Source organism: Fluviicola taffensis DSM 16823, assembly GCF_000194605.1.
GTDB lineage: Bacteria > Bacteroidota > Bacteroidia > Flavobacteriales_D > Crocinitomicaceae > Fluviicola > Fluviicola taffensis.
In genome coordinates, this window is sequence record NC_015321.1 from 3,839,268 (window position 1) to 3,861,706 (window position 22,439).

Annotated in this window: 12 protein-coding genes; 10 read left to right on the top strand and 2 right to left on the bottom strand. The window is 40.0% G+C overall.

Going from position 1 to position 22,439, the window contains the following annotated elements:
* Window positions 1-756, top strand: coding sequence for a LytR/AlgR family response regulator transcription factor (locus FLUTA_RS16720; RefSeq protein WP_013688084.1), 756 nt, complete (start codon window positions 1-3; stop codon window positions 754-756).
* Between the two features lie 61 nt (window positions 757-817).
* On the opposite strand, the gene FLUTA_RS21475 is transcribed toward FLUTA_RS16720, so the two are convergent.
* Entirely contained in the window at window positions 818-1,003 is a 186-nt protein-coding gene (locus FLUTA_RS21475) for a hypothetical protein (protein ID WP_148235457.1), read from the bottom strand.
* A 144-nt stretch (window positions 1,004-1,147) separates the two neighbouring features.
* Here FLUTA_RS21475 and FLUTA_RS16725 point away from each other — a divergent pair, with 144 nt between their 5' ends.
* Window positions 1,148-1,537 (top strand): hypothetical protein, encoded by a 390-nt coding sequence (locus FLUTA_RS16725; protein ID WP_148235458.1) that lies wholly within the window; start codon window positions 1,148-1,150, stop codon window positions 1,535-1,537.
* A 160-nt stretch (window positions 1,538-1,697) separates the two neighbouring features.
* Here FLUTA_RS16725 and FLUTA_RS16730 read toward each other — a convergent pair whose 3' ends face one another.
* Window positions 1,698-2,762: a PA0069 family radical SAM protein gene (locus FLUTA_RS16730; protein ID WP_013688086.1), complete on the bottom strand. Its 1,065-nt coding sequence runs from the start codon at window positions 2,760-2,762 to the stop codon at window positions 1,698-1,700.
* 240 nt (window positions 2,763-3,002) lie between these two features.
* On the opposite strand from FLUTA_RS16730, the gene FLUTA_RS16735 reads away from it, so the two are divergent.
* The 8 genes from FLUTA_RS16735 (at window position 3,003) to FLUTA_RS20980 (ending at window position 22,264) form a co-directional block, all read left to right on the top strand.
* Window positions 3,003-3,521 carry an antibiotic biosynthesis monooxygenase gene (locus FLUTA_RS16735; RefSeq protein ID WP_013688087.1) on the top strand — a complete coding sequence of 173 codons (519 nt, stop codon included), beginning with the start codon at window positions 3,003-3,005 and terminating at the stop codon, window positions 3,519-3,521.
* A 266-nt stretch (window positions 3,522-3,787) separates the two neighbouring features.
* Window positions 3,788-6,397 (top strand): ATP-binding protein, encoded by a 2,610-nt coding sequence (locus FLUTA_RS16740; RefSeq protein ID WP_083800575.1) that lies wholly within the window; start codon window positions 3,788-3,790, stop codon window positions 6,395-6,397.
* Window positions 6,285-10,811, top strand: coding sequence for a T9SS type A sorting domain-containing protein (locus FLUTA_RS20975; RefSeq protein ID WP_083800576.1), 4,527 nt, complete (start codon window positions 6,285-6,287; stop codon window positions 10,809-10,811). Before FLUTA_RS16740 ends, FLUTA_RS20975 begins: the two co-directional genes overlap by 113 nt.
* Window positions 10,812-11,035: 224 nt before the next feature.
* A complete protein-coding gene (locus FLUTA_RS16750; RefSeq protein WP_013688090.1) occupies window positions 11,036-12,607 on the top strand; it encodes a helix-turn-helix domain-containing protein in 1,572 nt (523 codons plus the stop codon).
* 374 nt (window positions 12,608-12,981) lie between these two features.
* On the top strand, window positions 12,982-13,653 hold the full coding sequence (locus tag FLUTA_RS16755; protein WP_043023901.1) for a hypothetical protein: 672 nt from the start codon (window positions 12,982-12,984) through the stop codon (window positions 13,651-13,653).
* A gap of 2 nt (window positions 13,654-13,655) precedes the next feature.
* Complete coding sequence (locus tag FLUTA_RS16760) at window positions 13,656-19,037, top strand: tandem-95 repeat protein (protein ID WP_013688092.1); 5,382 nt, start codon at window positions 13,656-13,658, stop codon at window positions 19,035-19,037.
* Between the two features lie 27 nt (window positions 19,038-19,064).
* The gene (locus FLUTA_RS16765; protein ID WP_013688093.1) at window positions 19,065-19,988 is read left to right on the top strand and encodes a PorP/SprF family type IX secretion system membrane protein; all 924 of its coding nucleotides are present in this window, start codon (window positions 19,065-19,067) and stop codon (window positions 19,986-19,988) included.
* Window positions 19,989-20,005: 17 nt separating this feature from the next.
* A complete protein-coding gene (locus FLUTA_RS20980; protein ID WP_013688094.1) occupies window positions 20,006-22,264 on the top strand; it encodes an OmpA family protein in 2,259 nt (752 codons plus the stop codon).
* Window positions 22,265-22,439 lie beyond the last annotated feature (175 nt).

The following is a 22,439-nucleotide window of genomic DNA, read 5'->3' on the forward strand; positions in this document are numbered from 1 at the left end:
ATGGAGAATAAAATAACGGCTGTTATCATTGACGATGAAACGAAAAGTAGGTTCGTATTGCATACTTTGATTACTCAAAATTTTCCCGAAATTCAATTAATCGGTGAAGCCAGTAATGTAGATGAAGCATATAAACTTTTGGTAGAAGTAAAACCACAACTTATATTCCTGGATATTCAGATGCCCAAAAGCGACGGGTTTACACTCCTGAAGCACTTTGAAAAAGTTCCATTTGAAGTCGTTTTTGTAACCAGTTTCGATCAATATGCCATCTGGGCAATCAAGTTCAGTGCATTAGACTATTTACTGAAGCCGGTGGAAATAAGCGATCTTGGACAAGCCATAGAAAAAGCGAAGGAAAGTATTTCTCTCAAACGGAATAATCAGTCTCAAATAGTCAACTTGCTTAGAACTATAGAGGATTCCGAAAACCAACGGATTTCAATACATTCAGCCGATTCGGTGATCATGATAGAGGAGAAGTCCATTATTTCCATTATGTCTGACGGAAATTATTGTACAATCCGAACAGATAACAATGATCGTTTTATAAGTACACGACGCCTAATCGATTTTGAAGAATATTTTGATGAAAATTCTAGTTTTGTTCGCATCACTAGAAGACATATTATCAACACAACTAAAATTATTAAATACAGCAAAGGAGAACCTTGTATCATTGAAATGACGAACGATGAGGTGTTTGAGGTATCCCGCAGGAGAAAAACAGAAGTGTTGAATAAGCTGAAGAAATAATTGCGAATTATGATTTCTTTTTAGTTACTGAACAATCAACCATTTCAATGAGATGTATTTTCTACTGAACCACAAGTAATTTATGAAACACATGTTGATCCTGATTGTAGCCTGTAATCCAATACGTTCCTTTTTTCCACGAAGAAGTCACTAAATCCGTTTTTGTTTCTGGTTTCAAACGTTGATCTACAAATCTCCCAAGAGCATCTGTCACTACAATCCGATCTGTTTTTACTGTTGTTTCAATAAATAGAGTTTAAATATAGGGAAGAACAAATTGATATGCAATTTCGACTTTTTTATTAAGTAACTGCTATGAAATTAGAAAGGTATGTTCGCTCAAAAAAAAGATATTATTTTAGCACCTCAAACTAAAAAAAAACTGAATACTATGAAAGTAAATGTTGAGCAAGCATATACATTGGCTGAGCTGAAGCCTAAATTGGAAGCTGCTTTTCCAGAATACACTGTGAAATTTAGAGGGCCTAAAGTATTGGTAATTGGAGAAGGTAAAGTTGGTGGTGCACAAATCGTTGGAGAAAAGAAGGGACATGTCCGTATTTTTGAAGGATTTCCTACTATGGGTGGACAAATGTTATTTGCGCTATCTCTTGTTTTGTTAGGTGTTTTGATTCCATTTATCGTATTTTTAACTGCGATTAAACCGAAACAAGTAAAAGTGCGTGATGAGGTTGCTGATTTTCTTCGTAAAGAATACGGTTCTGGTGTGAAACAGAAAGAAACAGCACATGATTTGCTGGATGAAGCAGTAACTGTTTAATAGAAGATACAGATTTGAAAGGGAGGCTTGTGCTTTCCTTTTTTTATTTCTATTTCTATTTCCCACAGACGGGCACAGATGAACACATTGAGAATTTAAAAATACAGTTGTTATTCTGTATTTCACTAAATAAATCAAAAACTTCTGTGTGCTCAATGTTCTAAAACAATTTCATCTGTCCGCTGGTATCAGGTCTCGTAAATAAATCAGTTCTAAGTCGTGGAAAGGGCAGGTTAGGGAGAAACCGCTTTTTAGCTAACTGCATTTGCCGTTGAATACTGAGTGCATAAACTCCTTCTCCTTTCATGCGAGTTCCAAACCGACTATCGCTTAGCTTTCCTCCATGCATTTCACGCAGTTGATTCAGGACCTTTTCTGCACGATCTGGATAGTTTTTGGTTACCCAATCTGTGAAAATTTCTCCGTTCGGGCCATTTAATCTCACAATCGTGTGATGCATACTCAAAGCCCCACGTTTGCCTACAGCTTCTGCAATCGAGAAAATTTCATCGTCATTCAAAGCTGGAATAATTGGTGCCATCATTACATTTACAGGAATTCCATGTTGAGTAAGTCGTTCAATAGTTTCTAGTTTTTTGTGACTCGTTGCCGTTCGTGGTTCCAATTTTCTGCGCAATTCTTCTTTTAAGCTTGTCAAACTGATGCTTACAGCTACCAAATTCAGCTTAGCAAGCTCTTCCAAAATATCAAGATCTCTTGTAATCAGCGCATTTTTGGTGATGATTCCAACTGGATGTCTGTATTTCAGCATGATTTCCAGCAATCTTCGTGTGATTTTATATTCGCGTTCGCAAGGCTGGTAACAATCTGTGTTTCCTGAAATGGAGATTGGTTGAACATGCCATGATTTCTTGTTCAATGCTTCTTCCAATAATTCGGGTGCGTTTTGCTTTACGAGGATGATGCGTTCAAAATCTGTTCCTGGGCTGTAGCCCCAATATTCGTGGGTTGGTCGGGCATAACAATAGGTGCAGCCGTGTTCGCAGCCTTGATAAGGATTGAGTGAATAATACATCCCAACATCGGGACTAGACAATTTGTTCACAATCGTTTTTGGATGAACTTGGATGAACTTTGTTTTCAATTCTGGTTCTTCCGCTGGATCAATGTCGTCAAAATCATCTCCTTTTTCCTGTGAAAAGAATCTGTTGTGTGGATTAATCTGGGCTCCACGGCCATTTTTATATGGTAAATTATTGGACATAATTGAGTTGAATCTGAAGCTTTAAAACAAATGTATGATAAATATTTAATAGTTATTTGATTATTATTTAATCATTTTGAATTAATCGATGATATAATTCCAAGGAGTTAAAGTCAAATACTAAATGGTTTTGTTTAAATGTTTGAAATTCAATTTCTTTCAGATTGCGCTAAACGCAGTTTAAAAAAAGAATAGTTGTTTTCAATTCTTTTTTGATAGATTTAATCAAAGAATAAAGAGATGTCTGTACATGTTGCAATAACCCGAAAAGTCTTACCAGGAAAAGAAGAGGAGTTTAAGGAAGCACTCCGTCGTTTTTTGAGTGAATCATTTGCGCACGATGGAGTTCATGGAGCCAGTATGATTACGTCTTTATCGGAAACGAATGAGGGTGAAATAGGAATTTTAAGAACCTTCAAGAACAAAGAGGAGCGGGATGCCTTTTACAACTCGGAGCAATTTCAAAAATGGGAAACTTATGCTTCTACACTTACAGAAGAACCCATTTATCGTGATTTAACAGGATTGGAAGCTTGGTTTCGTTCTCCAGTAGCACCACCAAGAATCAAAATGGCTTTAGTGACTTTGTGTGGTGTTTTCCCTACTAGTTTGTTGCTTTATTTCGCTGTTAGTCCATTGATAAAAGATTTACCAGTAATTGTTCGACTTTTTGTCAACGCTGCATTGATGGTCATACTCCTGACATGGCTGATTATGCCTTTCTTGACCAAGCTATTTAAGAAGTGGTTGAAGGGGTGATTGGATTTTAATAATAATCATAGAAATATTTACACAAGATTCGAGTTTTATCTTGGTTGATTATGAATTCTCTATTTATTAGATTCTTATCCGTATCAGTTCTAAATAATTCGTTAGAACTTCATTCTTGATGTGTGGATAAGGCTTCAAGAACTTTTCCTTCTTTAAAGGTGAGACAGATTCATATTATGACTAAATATTTAATTTCATTTTAACAGAAATCCCTTATTTTTGCTAGTAATACAAACATTTATTGAATCGCCCACATGAGGATTTTTGTTTTTTCTTTCCTAGTTCTTTCGATGCTTGTGTTTCCGCAAGGTGTGTCGGCTAAACAAGAGCCTACTGATTCGCTGCGTTCGTTGATAGAGACTACAATTGGGAAGCGAAAAGGAGAACTCAACTTGGAACTTGCCAACCTGCTTTTGGCTGAAAACCCAGATTCAAGTATCTATTATGGAAGCAAAGCCCGCGCAATTGGCAAGGAAGAGAATGATCACGTATTGATTATTCGTTCGTATTCTGTGACAGGGGAGGCGTACCAACGACAAAACAAATTGAAGGAGGCAATTGCTTCGTACCTGAAAGGATTGGAACTGGCCGAGAAATACAAAGAGAAATCACTTGCCGGAACGATCTACAATGGAATAGGCGTTTGTTATTTCTACCTCAACGATGTGAAGAAGGCGGAACAATACATGAAACGAGCAGCACGGGCTAAGAAGGACGCAAATGATTATCAGTATTATGCGCTAATTGCGATCAACCTCGCTGGGTTGCAGATTATGAACCAATCGTTTGATGAGTCGGTGCTTACGCTGAAGGAGGCTGAAAAAACGCTTTTGAAGAAGAAACAAGATCAATACCTAGCAACGGTTTACAATTCTCTTGGAGCCGCTTATCAAAGTGTAAAGCCAGATTCCTGTGTGTATTATTACGAACTTAGTCTTAAATATTCAACCAAGCATAAAGATTATTTGACGAAGATGAATGCATACCAAAATTTGGGCGATTATTATTTCGATCGAAAGGAATATTCCAGAGCAATTGACTATATGAAACTGGCGATTGCAACGAACGAAAAGCGTCCAGAGGATTCCTACAAACCTTCGCTTTATCAACGTATCAGCGCTTTGTATGACTCAATAGGAGATTTTAAGCATGCTTACAGCTATAAGAAATTGGAGACGGAAGCACGTCAGCGTGTTTTTTCGGTTGAGAAGCAAAAACAGATTGAAGAACTGGAAATCAAATACCAAAGCGAGAAGAAGGAAAAAGAAATTCAGCAGAACAAGCAGGAATTGGAACGCAAGAACAATCAGCAAAACATCCTTGTTTTTTGTGCTGTTTCATTGTTTCTTGTTGCAGGATTTATTACCTACCTCATTTTCCAGCGAAAACGAATCGAACGCCAATTTGAGAAGGAGAAATTACGTTTGTTTGAGAATATTTTCCACGAGATCCGTACTCCTTTGACTTTAATCGATGGGCCAATCCAAGTAATGAAGTTAGATACTGCTTATCCAGAGGAATTGGTGTTGATGGAACGCAATTCGAAAAAACTCATTAATCTAGTGAATGAGTTGTTGGATGCATCGAAACTCGGAAAAGGAAGTTATCAATTGGATTATACGAATGGAAATTTGATCGAATTCATCGAAAATGTGATTGAGACCTTTTCTGGTGAAGCAAAAATCAAAGCAATTCAAATCAATTATCAGCCTAATGAGTTAGAAGCACATTATTCTTTTCCTTCCAATGCATTGGAGAAAATACTTTCAAACCTGATTGGCAATGCGGTGAAATATTGCCCTGCGAAATCAGTGATCTCAGTTAGTTCGGAAATCAAAGGAAACAAATTACAGCTGAAAGTAGCAGATGATGGTCCTGGAATTCCAAAAAAAGATCAGAAAAAGGTATTCCGTCGTTTTTTTAGAGGAAAACACACGAGTGACCTCACGGGAACAGGAATTGGTTTGTCATTAGTGAAAGAACTGATTGAGCTGACCGGAGGAATGATTGAGTTGCAGAGTAGCGGAGTTGGTACGGAGTTCAGGATGGAGATTCCCGTTGGCAAGAAACAAAATGAAGAAGTCTCACACTCACTCTCCACCTTGGCAAAAAATGAAGATCTTCCAGTATTGCTGCTGGTCGAAGATGACGCTGACATGGCGGCATTCAGTATGTCAGTATTGAAAGAGGAGTTTAATATTATTCATGCTAAAAATGGAAGTGAGGGCTTGGATCTAATCCGTGAAAATTTGCCAGATATTGTGCTTTCGGATGTGATGATGCCCGAGAAGGATGGAATTGAACTGTTACATGACATTCGTTCGGATGAATTGACAAATCACCTTCCGTTTGTCTTGTTCTCTGCAAAAGCTTCATTGGAAAGTCGTTTAGAAGGATTACAGCATGGTGCAGACGCCTATGTTTCCAAGCCCTTTTCGCCAGAGGAGCTAAAACTCACAATACTTAACCTATTCAGTACTGTTCAGCGCAACAAAGAAGCTTACAACGCATCGATTCTTTCTGAAAAAACTTTTGAAGAGCGGGTGAGGAGTCGGAATTCCTATGTGAATAAAGTCATTGAATGTATTGTCCGTCACATGGATGATTCTGACTATTCTGTGAATGAACTTTCAAATGATATGGCTGTCAGTAGGAGTCAGCTTCATCGAAAATTATCCGCTTTGACAGGTTTTTCGACGACCAATTTTATCCGCATGATCCGTTTGGAAAAAGCCAAAGATCTGTTGTTGAATGGAGACGGGAATATCACTGAAATTGCCTACAAATGTGGTTTCAGTAGCCAGTCATATTTCACTAAATCCTTTACGGAACACTTTGGGAAAAGTCCTAGTCAAATCCTTTGAAAGTATTCATTTTACTAGAGATGCAACAATAGTACATGGATATACAACATCCGTGCACGTCATTGGAATATGCACACATTACCTTTGCGAAGTAATCAATATCAATATGACAAGATTCTCTCTCTCTTTTATTTTTATCGCATCAATCTTTACTGCTTTTGGTCAGAATGAATGTGTGAATGCGGTGTCTTTAACGCCGAACACCACGTGTATAAATACTACGGGCTCATTCAGCGGAATGACGATTAGTAGTACAGCCCCGTTTTGTGCGGCTTCTGCAACTCAGGATGTGTGGTATACATTTATCGCGACAGATGCGACTATGAGTATCACACTTGGTTCTGTTTCCGGTCTGAACCATGGATTTGAATTGATTCAGGGTGGTTGTGGCGGAACAAGTTTGCAATGTATCAATGCTTCTAGCAGTAGTTTTGGTGAAAATTATTTCAATAACAATTTTGTTCCTGGACAGCTGTATACTATTCGTGTTTTCAATGCTGGTGTTGTAAGTAATGCTTCTTTTAGTATCTGTGTAAGAAAATACCCAAGTCCAGCGAACGATTTGTGTGCAAATGCCACAATTTTAACACCAAATACTAATTGCGTTACTACAACTGGTACTTTCAGTGGTGCAATGTTTGATGGAGGTACGCCTTCCTGTGCATCGGGCGCGAGCCAAGATGTATGGTACCGTTTTACCGCAACAGATTCTACCATGAGTATTTCACTAACCGCAGAATCAGGATTAAATCATGGTTTTGAAGTAATCCAAGCTAGCTGTGGCGGAAGCGTCTTATTATGTGTGAATAGTTCAAGCAGTGGTTTCGGAGAAAGCTACTTTAACAATAACTTTATTCCGGGACAGGTTTATTACGTTCGCGTTTTCAATGTGTCAGGTTCATTAACTACCTCTTCTTTCGATATTTGCGTGCGGAAATTTCCAGTGCCTGTCAATGACCAATGTGTGAATGCAACAGTTTTGACACCGAATACAACTTGTATTATTACAACTGGAACATTCAGCGGAGCAATGATGAATGGAGGAGCACCTTCTTGCGCACCAGGAAGTACTCAGGATCTTTGGTACCGCTTCACTGCAACTGATTCAACGATGAGTATTTCACTAACCGCAGAATCAGGATTAAACCATGGTTTTGAATTGCTCCAAGGTTCGTGTAACGGTCCAGTTTTACAATGTGTAAATAGTTCAAGTAGTGGGTTTGGCGAAAGTTACTTCAACAATAATTTTATTCCTGGACAGGTTTATTATGTACGCGTATTCAATGTACTAAGTTTAAATACTGCTTCTTTTGGGATTTGCGTGCGGAAATTTCCAGTGCCTGTCAATGACCAATGTGTGAATGCAACAGTTTTGACTCCAAATACAACTTGTATTATTACAACTGGAACATTCAGCGGAGCAATGATGAATGGAGGAGCACCTTCTTGCGCACCAGGAAGTACTCAGGATCTTTGGTACCGCTTCACTGCAACTGATTCAACGATGAGTATTTCACTAACCGCAGAATCAGGATTAAACCATGGTTTTGAATTGCTCCAAGGTTCGTGTAACGGTCCAGTTTTACAGTGTGTGAATAGTTCAAGCAGTGGGTTTGGCGAAAGCTACTTCAACAATGATTTTATCCCTGGACAGGTTTATTATGTGCGCGTATTCAATGTGCTAAGTTTAAATACTGCTTCTTTTGGGATTTGCGTGCGGAAATTTCCAGTGCCTGTCAATGACCAATGTGTGAATGCAACAGTTTTGACACCGAATACAACTTGTATTATTACAACTGGAACATTCAGCGGAGCAATGATGAATGGAGGAGCACCTTCTTGCGCGCCAGGAAGTACTCAGGATCTTTGGTACCGCTTCACTGCGACTGATTCAACGATGAGTATTTCATTAACCGCAGAATCAGGATTAAACCATGGTTTTGAATTGCTCCAAGGTTCGTGTAACGGTCCAGTTTTACAATGTGTGAATAGTTCAAGTAGTGGTTTTGGAGAAAGTTACTTCAACAATAATTTTATTCCTGGACAAGTTTATTATGTACGCGTATTCAATGTGCTAAGTTTAAATACTGCTTCTTTTGGGATTTGTATTAGAAAGTACCCATCTCCTGTCAATGACCAATGTGTGAATGCAACAGTTTTGACACCGAATACAACTTGTATTATTACAACTGGAACATTCAGCGGAGCAATGATGAATGGAGGAGCACCTTCTTGCGCACCAGGAAGTACTCAGGATCTTTGGTACCGCTTCACTGCGACTGATTCAACGATGAGTATTTCACTAACCGCGGAATCAGGATTAAACCATGGTTTTGAATTGCTCCAAGGTTCGTGTAACGGTCCAGTTTTACAATGTGTAAATAGTTCAAGCAGTGGGTTTGGCGAAAGTTACTTCAACAATAATTTTATTCCTGGACAGGTTTATTATGTACGCGTATTCAATGTTTTTAGCTTAAGTACGACCTCTTTCGGAATTTGTATCAGAAAATATCCCTCTCCTGTAAATGATCAATGTGCCAATGCAACAGAATTGACTCCAAATAATACCTGCAGCAATATTTCAGGAACATTCAGTGGGGCTATGATGAATGGAAATACTCCTTCTTGTGGATCAGCAACTTTCCAGGATATTTGGTACCGTTTTACAGCGACGGCTGCAAGCATGACGGTTCAGTTGAGTGCTGTTTCTGGATTGAATCATGGTTTTCAGGTGTTTGAAGGAAGCTGCACCGGAACAGAAATTCTTTGCCGTAACCAAAACGGATCAGGATTCGCAGAATCTTATACATTCACTACTTTAACTATCGGTCAAACGTATTACATCCGAGTGCTTAATGTTGGTGCTGCTTTGAATACGAGCAGTTTCAGTATTTGTCTGGTCGGTCCGCCTCCAAGTGCATGTACCCCGACAGTAGCAATTCATACAACGACAACTACTATTTGTCAGGGAGAAAGCGTGACTTTCAGCGCAACACCGACTTATGGAGGAACAGCGCCTTCTTACCAGTGGAAGATTAACGGATCAAATGTGGGTACAAATAATCCGTCTTATACGAGTACAACACTTGCAAATGGAAACAGCATAACATGTGTAATGGTCAGTAATGCAACTTGTGCTTCTCCAACGACAGCAACGAGTAATGCGATTGTGATGTCAGTAACACCGGCTGTATCACCTACGTTTACTGTAATTCCTGCAATTTGTTCAGGAGGTTCATTTACACTTCCTACAACTTCGAATAATGCAATTACAGGTTTTTGGACTCCAGCAATAAACAATACAGCAACAACAACCTATACGTTTATACCTGACGGTGGACAATGTGCAAATACTGCAACGATGAGTGTTCTGGTGAACAATAACACGATCCCTGTATTCAATCAAGTTGGTACAATTTGTTCAGGGGACTTATTTACACTTTTCACAACTTCTGATAATGGAATCACTGGAACATGGAGTCCAGCGATTAATAATATGGCAACAACAACCTATACTTTTACCCCGAATGCAGGACAATGCGCAACGACAACTACGATGACTGTGACTGTAAATAGTAGTTCGACAATACCAGTATTTAATCAAATTCCAGCTATTTGTGCAGGAGAACTAGTTATTCTTCCGACCACTTCAACTAATGGAATCACTGGAACATGGAGTCCAGCGATTAATAATATGGTAACAACAACCTATACCTTTACCCCGAATGTTGGTCAATGTGCAACAACTATCTCAATGACGGTAATAGTAAATAATAATGTGACGCCAGCCTTTACAGCCATTTCTCCAATTTGTTCTGGAGGAGCAATAGCGCTTCCAGCGATATCCAACAATGGAATCAGTGGGACATGGAGCCCATCTGTCAACAATACCGCAACGACAATTTATACGTTCACACCGACTTCCGGACAATGTGTTCAAAGCGTAACCATGACAGTTGTTGTTAACTCTGTCAATACATCTGTTACAAACCAAGGGAATACGATTACAGCATTAGCAACAGCAGCAACTTATCATTGGATTGATTGTGCAACGAATCAAACAATTAACGGGGCAACAAATGTATCATTCACTCCAACTCAAAATGGTTCTTACGCAGTAATTGTGACTCAAAATGGCTGTTCGGACACATCGAATTGCATTGCAATCACTACTTTGGGATTAGAAGCACTTACTCAATCCAGTTGGAGGATTTACCCCAATCCAGCAAGCGAGCAGTTGTTTATTGATGTGAATGAAGTAACAGAAATTATTCTTGTAGATTTGACAGGAAAAACAATACAGAGAGTAACTTTAAACTCAGGTCATAATTTGATCTCATTGATTGGATTAAGTTCAGGAGTTTATTTTATTCGATCTGAATCAGGGGCAATTGAGAAATTTGTAAAGGAATAGGAGAGTTGGTTTTATTTGAAGAGCCTCAATCCCTTAACTAAAGGATTGGGGCTTTTTTGTAGAGAAAAAAGGACTTACATCGAACAAAATAAAAATAGGATTCAATTGTAATCCCTATGATTTTTGATTAAGCTAAATAGCTTAACACTTAATAGGGAGTTTTTGCTAATTTTGTTTCCCCAAAAACACTAAGCTAATTGTGTCATTTATTGTTTGAAAAAATCATGAAATTTATTAAAACACTTCTATTTAGTTGTTTGTCAATAAGCAGTGTGATTGCTCAAAAAGACACCGATATCAATCGTAAATTTGATAGTATTTATTTTGCAACAGCAGTAAATACTGCTGCGGGAGACATCAATAAGGCGATCAGGATTGCAGATTCATTGCATAAGCATTCAAAATTGGCTATTCATCAATTGAAAGCTTTAATGCTTTCTTCCTCTTTATTTCAGCAAAAAGGAGATATTAAAAAATCGGTTCAATATGCAGTAAAGGCAGATTCTATTGCTGTCAAGCACAAGAATTATGATTGGGAAGCAAGGATAGCTGGCTTCTTATCTACGCAATACCGAATAATGGGATTGTATGAAGAAGGCGAGGAATACCTTGAAAAAGGTAAAAATGTCAGTCATAAAATTGAAAATGAGCAGATGAAGAAGCTTTATCTTGGAATGATTTATCAGGAAACAGCTTATTATGAGATTGAATACGAGCAGTATAAAAAGGCATATAAAGCAGCCAAGAGTGCAGATGATTATTTTAATCAATTGGTTTACAGTGAACAAGACCGGGATTACTTTTTGGCTACCAATGAGCAGCTTCTCGGACGTGTTTGTATCGGCTTAAATAAATGGGATGAAGCTTCCGAACATTATAACAAAGCGCTCGGTAAACTGACAAAAGTGACTCAGGAAAATGCCATGCTAAGTGGATTCATTTACAGTGGATTGGGAAGAGTTCATCTGGAGAAGAAGGAGATGACCATTGCATTTGAAAATTTACTGAAAGCAGAGGAAATTGTTGAAAACTCAGATTATTTGGAACTAAAAATTGAAGTATACAAAACATTGGCCGATTATTATCAGCTTTCAAAAGACATTGTAAAGTATGCGAAATATAATGACAAGTATGTTGAAGCGCTTGCTCTAAGCGAAAAAAAGAAGAAAGAATCGATTACCGATTTTGTTAATACTACCAAATCAAAAGGAAAAATACTTGCACAGAATCGAAATGTGTTGTTGATTGTATCCATTGTACTGAGTATTTTAATTGTTCTTACTTTTATCTGGCAAAGAAGAAGTCGGAAACATGAGCGCGAACGTTTCAGAGAAGTGATGAGTAGAATGAGACAAGCTCAATTCGAAAAAGAGCAGGAGCAAACCGTAATTGCTGTTTCAGAAAGGAAAGATCCCAATCGAAAAATCATGTCAGATGCTATTGAAGCAAAGATTTTAAAGGACTTGAAAGATTTTGAAAGAGGAAATAAATATACTGATAAACAGATTTCACTTCCAATTCTTGCAGGAATGCTCAAGACCAATACGAAATATCTTTCCCATGTATTGAACACCTATTTGAATAAGGATTTTAATACCTATATCAATGAGCTCCGTATCAAATACATTATTGAAAAAATTGAGCAGGACGAAAGGTTCAAAAATTATAAACTAAGTGTTCTTGCAGAAGAATGTGGCTTCTCATCCCATAGTAAATTCTCAGCTGTTTTTAAAGCTATAACAGGTTTTTCACCATCTACTTTTTTAGCATACCTGGAAGAAAGTAAATCAGCTTAGTAAGATTTCGCAGGAACTATTATCAGACATTTCGGATAATTTATTAATTAATATACAGGAAGACTGTTCACTCTCATGAATGGTCTTTTTTGTTATGTGAAATTTTTTTGACTACTATTTTTAGATTAGTTCAGGCTATTATTTGTACCAGTTAGTATAAAGACAATACACATTCCTAAGCAACTTAAGGTTAGATTTTAAATGCGATTTATTAGCAAGTTAAGTCATTCTTTTTGAAGGATTAAGAATTTTTTACAGGGAGTTTTACGCTGTTTAAATTCCCGAATACGAACATACATCTATCAGTAATGAGCATATCTTGAGATCTATCTTCGCACCCTATTTTAAAACAATAACTAAAAATAATTTTTTTAATGATGAAAAAACTATTCACCGTGCTGGGGTTCTTCTGGATATGCTTATTTGCATCTGGAAATGATACCCAGACTACTTTTTTGTGTGAAGATGATGTAAGTATCCTTCAAAGCCACTACTCAATTTCTTTTGGTGATGCAATAGAAGCGGGAGTTACTACGGATCTTTCTTTATCCATTTCATGGAGAGTTGCTCCGCAATCGGGGGTAAGTAAAGTATCAGGAACGGGAAAAATTACGGGAAAGCTGGTTTTCGCTCAACCTGGAAAATACCAGATTACATTCGACATTCCTGCTCATGGAAATCATCCAGGTAAAACGGAAACAGTTACTGTAGAAGTAAGCAGTGCCCGAATGACCTTTGACCTGGAGCACATCGCATTCTCAAAGCAGCTCAAAACAGGAGATGCATCGGGGATTGTAATGAAGGTTCCTGTAACGGTGAAAACCTATGATGGAAAAGCATACGACTATTCCATGCGTGAAGTACAGACAACAGGCATTGCCAATGTTTCTTCCCGCATGACAAACGACAAAGCTGTATTGAAAGATGGTCTGAATGAACTTTCATTCGAATTATCGGGAGCAGTTCCCACAAAAGGGAACATCCAGTTTCGTGTTTACGATGCGAAGGGAGAAGCCGTCTTTTTTACCTACTCAATTACGAACTAAAAATGAGAAAGAAAATCCTTTTCAATAAAACCAGGCTTTACTCTGCACTGATTGGTGCCGGGTATCTTACTTTTTTTGCGGCTGACGTCCTGGCACAATCTTCGGGTTGTAATCCGCTTCAGCCTTACGATCAAATCCAATCTGGTTTTCATACCACGATCGCTTCCCGTCCTGATGGGACTTTCCTTATTTGGGGTGCGGGTTCAACAGCAAATGGAAACGGAGCTGCCGCAGCAAGGCATTTAACACCTGTGGTCATCGAACCGAATGCGGGAATTCCGGCACAACATTACAACTATACGGGAGCTCCGCTTTTTGCAACCTTAGCTACTCAGTCCTCAACTACAACACAAGTTTTCGTGATGTCAACAGACGGACTTTACTCATGGGGAGCTAATAACGTTGCTATAGGAACAGGATTGGATAATGTTGCGGGATTTGCACAAATCTCCATGCCGGTCGGAATTGTTCCGGGTGATATTAAAAATATGATTGCTTCTTGGGGAGCATTGGTATTACTTACACATTCTGGAGAAGTATATGTAAGTGGTCGTAATGATGCTATTCATGGAAACGGAGGAGTATTACCAGGAGCTGCAGAGAATTATTGGGCAAGAGTAACCAGAGATATAACAGGAAACCCTCCGCTTACGGGAGTGGTTGATATCCGGGTTACTCCTGCGGGGGCTTTTGCTATCACTTCTACTGGACAGTGGTACACTTGGGGACCTAGATGTTATCGAGGAGATGGTTCAGCTGTTACTACTTACAATCGTGCTGTTGCTATGACGACGCCGTTTTCAAGTCTTCCTGTTATGATTGCAATGACTGCTGATTTTGGCAACAATACTTGGAACGATGCCAGTAATAGAGCTACTTATTACGCTATCAACCCTGCAGATAACAAACTATATGCAATGGGAAGTAACGGAAACGGACAGCTCGGACAAGGAAATACAACAAACTCTACAGGATGGGTACCTGTAAGGAACTCAACCAATACGGCAGATCTTGTAAACGTTATTTTTGTTTCTGCAAATGACAACGACGGATCACCGGGAACACCCAATGCTTCGGTGTCGGTGATTCTCTCCAATGGCGAATTGTGGTCTTGGGGTTCAAACAACAACGAAATGATTGGGGTACCTGGAGGAACAGGTAATCATACATTGCCAAAAGTTCCCAACGGATTTATACAAGGAACAGACCACGCAACTTATGTGGAAATCGGTGGGCATACTACGGCTATTATGAAATTATGTGCCGAAAGATATTGCTACATGGGACATAAAATAGACGGTTCAATGGGAGATGGTGTATCTGCAACGAGCACTGTGGCAACATTTGACTGTGCAAATACACCAGTAGGTTTGATTTGTGGTTCCAGTACTTACGATGCAGGAGATGTACCTTTTTCTTATGAAAGCGGGAATCCTGCGGCACACTATTACATGTGTGGAGATGATATCTACCTGGGAGCAACGCAGCCGGATCCGGATAACGGATTAAGTAATAAAGTTGCACCTGGCGCAAATAATACAGGTACAAATGGTGACGGAGCGGATGAAGATGGATTAGTAACGCCTTTGTCACATGCAACTGTGAATCCGAACTTCTCAACGACACTCACATTTACAAATAATTCGGGAACCAGCGCCAATATTTATGCCTGGGTTGACTGGAATAACGATGGTGTATTCTCTGCCAATGAGGTTTTTACTACCTCAGCTCCTTCAGCTGCTAGTTCTCAGACAACCAATATTTTGTGGAACAGTATTTCAACTTCTTGTGGAAATAAATATGCACGTGTCAGAATAACAACTGAAACACTAACCGACAATCCTGCAACTGCAGCAATCGATGAAAGAAGTTTTGGACCGGTTATTCACGGTGAAGTAGAAGATTTCTTAGTGGATGTAGATATTCTGACAGACCTTGCAGGCGACTGTGACGGAGATGGAGTAACAAATGGCCAGGAGATCACAGACGGAACCGATCCGGGAAATGCGTGTAATTTTACCTTGGCAAGCCAGGGTACACCGAGCGCGGCATGGAACACTGCAGATTGCGATGGTGATGGTGTAACGAATGAACAGGAAGTTACAGACGGAACGGATCCATTGGACCCATGTGAATTGCAAGTTGCAAGCATTACACTTTCTCAAAGCGGATCGTGGTTGAGCGGAGATTGTGATGGCGACGGAGTAACAAACGGAGAGGAGGTTTCAGACGGAACTGATCCGAATAACCCGTGTGATTTTGTTTTGGCAAGCCAAAGCGTAATGCCTGACATTTCCTGGAATAACGGTGATTGTGATGGTGACGGAGTAGCAAACAGTACGGAAGTTACGGACGGCACGAACCCTTTAAATGCATGTGAATACAATACAACGCATATTACATTGCCAGTAACAGGAACCAATTGTCCTCCGGTAGCAAACGGGAATGCAGGAACTACCAATGAAGATACGCCAATTACAATAAATGTACCTTCAAACGATACGGACGATAACGGCAATTTGGATAACACCAGTGTAACAGTTGTTAATCAGCCATCAAACGGTACGGTTACAGTGAATCCGGTTACAGGTGAGATCACTTATACGCCGAATCCGAACTTTAACGGGATCGATACCCTAATCTACTCGATTTGTGATACTGGAATGCCGGTTTTATGCGACACAGCATTGGTGATTATTACGGTAACTCCGGTGAATGATGCTCCTGTAGCAAATGGAGATACAGCAACGACTAGTGAGGACACTCCGGTTGTGATCAATGTTCCTTCCAATGATACAGATGTTGACGGGAATTTGAATAACACCAGTGTAACAGTTGTAACTCCTCCTTCAAACGGTACGGTAACAATTGATCCAGTAACAGGCGAAGTGACTTACACTCCGGATTCTGGCTTCAGCGGAACAGATACGTTGATTTACTCGATTTGTGATACGGGAATGCCAGTATTGTGTGATACAGCGATTGTTGTTATTACCGTAAATGCGGTGAATCATCCTCCGGTAGCTAATGAAGATACAGCGACAACCAATGAGGATACTCCGGTTGTGATTGATGTTCCTTCAAACGATACAGATGTTGACGGGAATTTGGATAACACCAGCGTAACAGTTGTAAATCCTCCGTCAAACGGTACGGTGACGATTGACCCTGTAACAGGTGAGATTACTTATACTCCGGATGCGAACTTTAACGGGAACGATACCTTGATCTATTCAATCTGTGATACCGGAATGCCGGTGGTATGTGATACAGCATTGGTGATTATCACCGTAACTCCGGTGAATGATGGTCCTGTGGCAAATGAAGATGCAGCAACGACTAATGAGGACACCCCGGTGGTAATCGATGTTCCTTCAAATGATACGGATGTTGACGGAAACCTGGATAATACCAGTGTAACGGTAGTAACTCCTCCGTCAAACGGTACGGTAACAATTGATCCGGTAACGGGTGAAGTGACTTACACTCCGGATTCCGGGTTCAGCGGGAATGATACCTTGATTTATTCTATATGTGATACGGGAATGCCGGTAATCTGTGATACGACATTCGTTATTATTACGGTAACTCCGGTCAATGACGCTCCGGTAGCGAACGAAGATACAGCAACGACTGATGAGAATACTCCGGTGGTAATCGATGTTCCTTCAAACGATACAGATTCGGATGGAAACCTGGATAATACCAGTGTAACGGTTGTAACTCCGCCGTCAAACGGTACGGTAACAATTGACCCTGTAACAGGCGAAGTGACTTACACTCCAAATCCCGGGTTCAACGGAAACGATACCTTGATCTACTCGATTTGTGATACAGGAATGCCGGTATTATGCGATACTGCAATGATTATTATTACAGTGACACCATGTTTATCTGATCCTTCAAAAGATTGTGACGGCGATGGAGTTACGAACGGAAATGAATTAACAGACGGTACTGACCCGAGCGATCCATGTGATTTCACATTGGCGAGCCAAACCCTAACACCAGCTACTGCTTGGAATAATGCAGATTGTGATGGAGACGGCGTAACAAATGGTACGGAAGTAACAGATGGTACAGATCCGAACAATCCGTGTGACCTGACATTAGCAAATCAGACTGTAACGCCAAATACTGCGTGGAATAATGCAGATTGTGACGGAGACGGTGTAACAAATGGCACGGAAGTAACAGATGGTACAGATCCGAACAATCCATGTGACTTAACAGTAGCAAATCAGACCGTAACACCAACTACTGCCTGGAATAACGGCGATTGTGACGGTGACGGAGTAACCAATGGTACGGAAGTAACAGACGGTACTGATCCGAATAACCCTTGTGACTTGACAGTAGCCAATCAGACAGTAACACCAGGAACAATTTGGAACAACGCAGATTGTGACGGTGACGGAGTAACCAATGGTACAGAAGTAACAGACGGCACTGATCCTAATAATCCTTGTGATTTCACATTGGCAAGTCAGACTGTAACACCAAATATTGCTTGGAATAGCGCAGATTGTGACGGTGACGGAGTAACCAATGGTACGGAAGTAACAGATGGCACTGATCCGAACAATCCATGTGACTTAACAGTAGCAAGTCAAACGGTAACACCAGGTACGGCTTGGAATAACGGAGATTGTGACGGAGATGGAGTAATCAATGGTACGGAAGTAACAGATGGTACTGATCCGAACAATCCATGTGACTTTACATCAGCAAGTCAAACAGTGACACCAGGAACAATTTGGAGTAATGCAGATTGTGACGGAGACGGAGTTACAAACGGACAAGAAGTAACGGATGGAACGAATCCTGATAATCCTTGTGATTACACAGGAACAAACGTTACGCTCACACAAGGAGGAGATTGGAATACAGTTGACTGTGACGGCGATGGTGTCATTAACGGCACTGAAGTAACAAACGGTACGAATCCAAACAATCCGTGTGATTTTATCCTGGCAAATCAAACGGTAACGCCTGGAACAGCATGGAACAATGCAGACTGTGATGGTGACGGAATTACGAACGGGGAAGAAGTATCCGCAGGTTCCAATCCGCTTGATTCATGTGATCCGAAAAGCTGTGGTATTACCGTACCGAATGCGTTTACTCCGGATGGAGACGGGATCAATGAAGTATGGGTAATTGAAGGAATTGAAAAATACCCGGAAAACCAATTGATGATTTATAACCGCTGGGGGAACCTGGTATACTCAGCAGACAAGTATTTGAATACTTGGGGCGGTACATCTGACAGTAAGCTGAATGTAGGCGGAGAAGAACTGCCAACAGGAACCTACTTCTATGTATTGGATACAAAAGATGCAGCTGCAGGAGTATTAAAAGGGTATGTATATATCCAGCGTTAAGAATAGAAATTTTTCAAAATTGAAAAAATGAAAACAATAAAGTTTTTAGTAGCTTGTTTCACACTGGTACTTCTTGGAAGTACCAGTGCAAGTGCACAGCAGGATCCTCATTATACACAGTATTTTGACAACATGCTGTTTATTAATCCTGCCTATGCAGGTAGCCGCGGAATGTTAAACCTTACCGGGATTCACAGGGAGCAATGGGTCGGATTTGACGGAAGACCACGCTCTTCTACATTCAGTATGCATTCGCCTTTGTCCTATGAATCGGTAGGATTGGGTTTGACAGCCGTAAACGACAACGTTGGGCCGATGAACCAAACCATGATTTATGCGGATGCTTCTTACACGATTAAATTCAAAAAACACAAGGGAAAACTTGCATTTGGAGTCAAAGGAGGAATTAACCTGATCAATATCGGAAGAGACGGATTAAATTCGGGTAACCCGGATGATCCCAAATTACTGCAAAACATCCGGAACAACGTGAATCCGAACTTTGGAGTGGGGATTTACTACCATACTCCCAAATTTTTCATTGGAATAAGTACGCCGAAAATCCTGGAGAAGAGTTACGATGAGGTCAGTAAGACCAACTTAGAGCGTCGTCACTATTTCGGAACGATAGGAGGAGTTATCGGCCTGGCAAACAAATGGAAACTGAGACCATCCTCATTGGTGAAGATCACGGAGGGTTCTCCTTTGAGTCTCGATTTGACTTTGGCTGCAATCTACAATGAAAAAGTGTGGTTTGGAGCAAATTACCGCTTAATGGCTGCTTTCGGAGCTTTTGTTCAAGTACAGCTTTCTCCCCAGTTTAAAGTTGGAATAGCCAGCGATTTCGGAACTCAGAAATTGAGAAACTACAATGACGGATCATTTGAACTCATGGTATCTTACGATTTCGTCTTCAAAAAAGAAGGTATTCGTTCACCTCGTTATTTCTAATCAACTAAAACACAAACATGAAAACAATCATATTAGCAATTATTTGCAGTGTTTCATTGTCAGTATTTGGGCAATCAGGGAAACTGAAAAAGGCGGACAATTATTTCAACAGGTTATCTTATGCTTATGCTGCCGAATTATACGAAGAATTAATCGGTTCCGAGGTTGACAGCCCCAAACTGAAAAGTAAATTGGCTTACAGTTACCTGAAAATGGATAATTATACCAAATCGGTTGATTATTACAGTAAGATGATCGAATCTTCCGAAGCGAAGCAGGACGATTATTACAATTATGCCTACGTTTTAAAGCAGACAGGAAATTATCCGGAAAGTGATAAGTGGATGAATAAATACAGCCAGTCTGTCACTGCCGACGTAAGAAGCCAATTGTTCCTGTCGAATACAAGCTACAAATCAAAAATCGAGAAAAATCAAGCCTTCTTTTCATTGGAGAACCTGGCTTTGAATACTGCATCAGCTGATTTCGGAGGATATTACAATCCGGCGCAAAACCAGGTGTATTTTATTACAGCAAGAAAGAAAAGAGCATTTGTCAAAAATGAGTGGTCATGGGATTCAAGAAGATTCCTGGATTTATACCACGTTTCCGTTAGTCCTGAAAATAAATTGGGAGATCCGAAACGTGTTTCCAAAGTAAATACCAAATTCCACGAAGGTCCGCTTGCGTTTGCACCCGACGGGAAAACCGTTTATTTCACACGAAATAACATTTCTTCAGGAAGTAAGCGTCGTGACGGACAAAAGATCCAAAACCTGAAGTTATATATTGCAGACCTTGACAGTGAGGGAAAACTGGTAAACGAACAAGAATTTCCTTACAACTCGAAGGATTATTCCGTGGGACATCCCACCATTACTGCTGACGGAAAAACGATGTATCTGGTATCTGATAAACCCGGCGGAATTGGCGGCGCTGATATTTACAAAGTAGCCATTTTAGACAACGGAACATTCGGGGAAATGATCAATTTGGGGAATAAAATCAATACGGAAGGACAGGAAATGTTCCCTTTCATTGATTCCGAAGGACGCTTGTTTTTTTCAACCAATGGTCATCCCGGATTGGGAGGATTAGACGTATTCGCTGCTTTCTTTGATGGAGAAACTATTGGGAAAATCCATAACCTTGGATTACCCATTAACAGCCAGTACGATGATTTTGCATTCAACATGTCAAAGGATTTCAAAACAGGATTTCTTTCTTCCAACCGGGAAGGCGGGAAAGGAGGTGATGATATTTATGCCGTGCAGTTGATTCGCCCGTTCGTGTTTGGAGTAACCATCAAAGGAACTGCGAAAGATAAGAAAGAGGGAATTGTACCTTTTGCAAAAGTGGATCTGAAAGACGATAAAGGAAACGTCCTTGAAACAATCACGGCTGATGAGAACGGAGCTTATGCTTTTGAAGCGGAATATGAGAAAAAGTACGCGTTAGGCGGATCAAAAGCAGATTATTTTGACGGGAAGAATACCGCAAGTACATTTACAGATGAACAAGTAGTCATCGCAGATGTGGTTTTGGAAAAAGATCCCGGACTATCACTTTATGCTTTGATCACAGACAAGAAAACAGGAACGCCTTTGGATAAAGTTCAGGTTTACCTGGTTGACAACATGACGGGACAATCGAAACAAATTGAAACACCTGCGACAGGAGATTTCAGAGAAGCTTTATTTGGTAAGAAATTGAATGACCGCGGAAGTTATAACCTGGTTCTTAAAAAAGAAGGGTATTTCTCCAAAACGGTTACCTATAATACGGTTTTTGACAGACCCGGACAATACGATGTTCAAGGCGTTCTTGACCTGGGAATGGACCCGGAAGTGAAAGACCTTTCTGAAATGATCCAGATTAACCCGATCAATTTCGATTTGAACAAGTTCACAATCCGCCCCGATGCAGCCAAAGAATTGGATAAGATCGTTGAAGTCATGAACAAATATCCTTATTTGGTAGTAGAATTGGGAGCACATACCGATTGTCGTGCTTCAAAAGCTTACAACATGAAGTTATCCGATAACCGTGCAAAAGCGTCCGCTGAGTACATCAAAAAACGAATTACCAATCCTGCGCGCATCTACGGTAAAGGATACGGAGAATCCCGTTTATTGAACGGCTGCGAATGCGAAGGAACAGTCAAATCCGATTGTTCGGAAGAAGAACATCAGAAAAACCGCAGAACAGAATTCAAAGTAATCTCTACTGGAGATGACAAATTAAAAGTAACCAACACCAGTACCGATAGTTTCTGATAATTGACCAACTTTTTTCATAACCAGTGAAAGGGTTAAAAGGAGTGTAACTGTGTAGTACAGTTGCGCTCTTTTTTTGTTGGTAAATTCTAGTTATAACTTTCTCTGTTTACTGATTGATACTGATTTTTTGTGTTGCCGACTAGTGGGATGTTTAAAATGTTAAAACATAGAC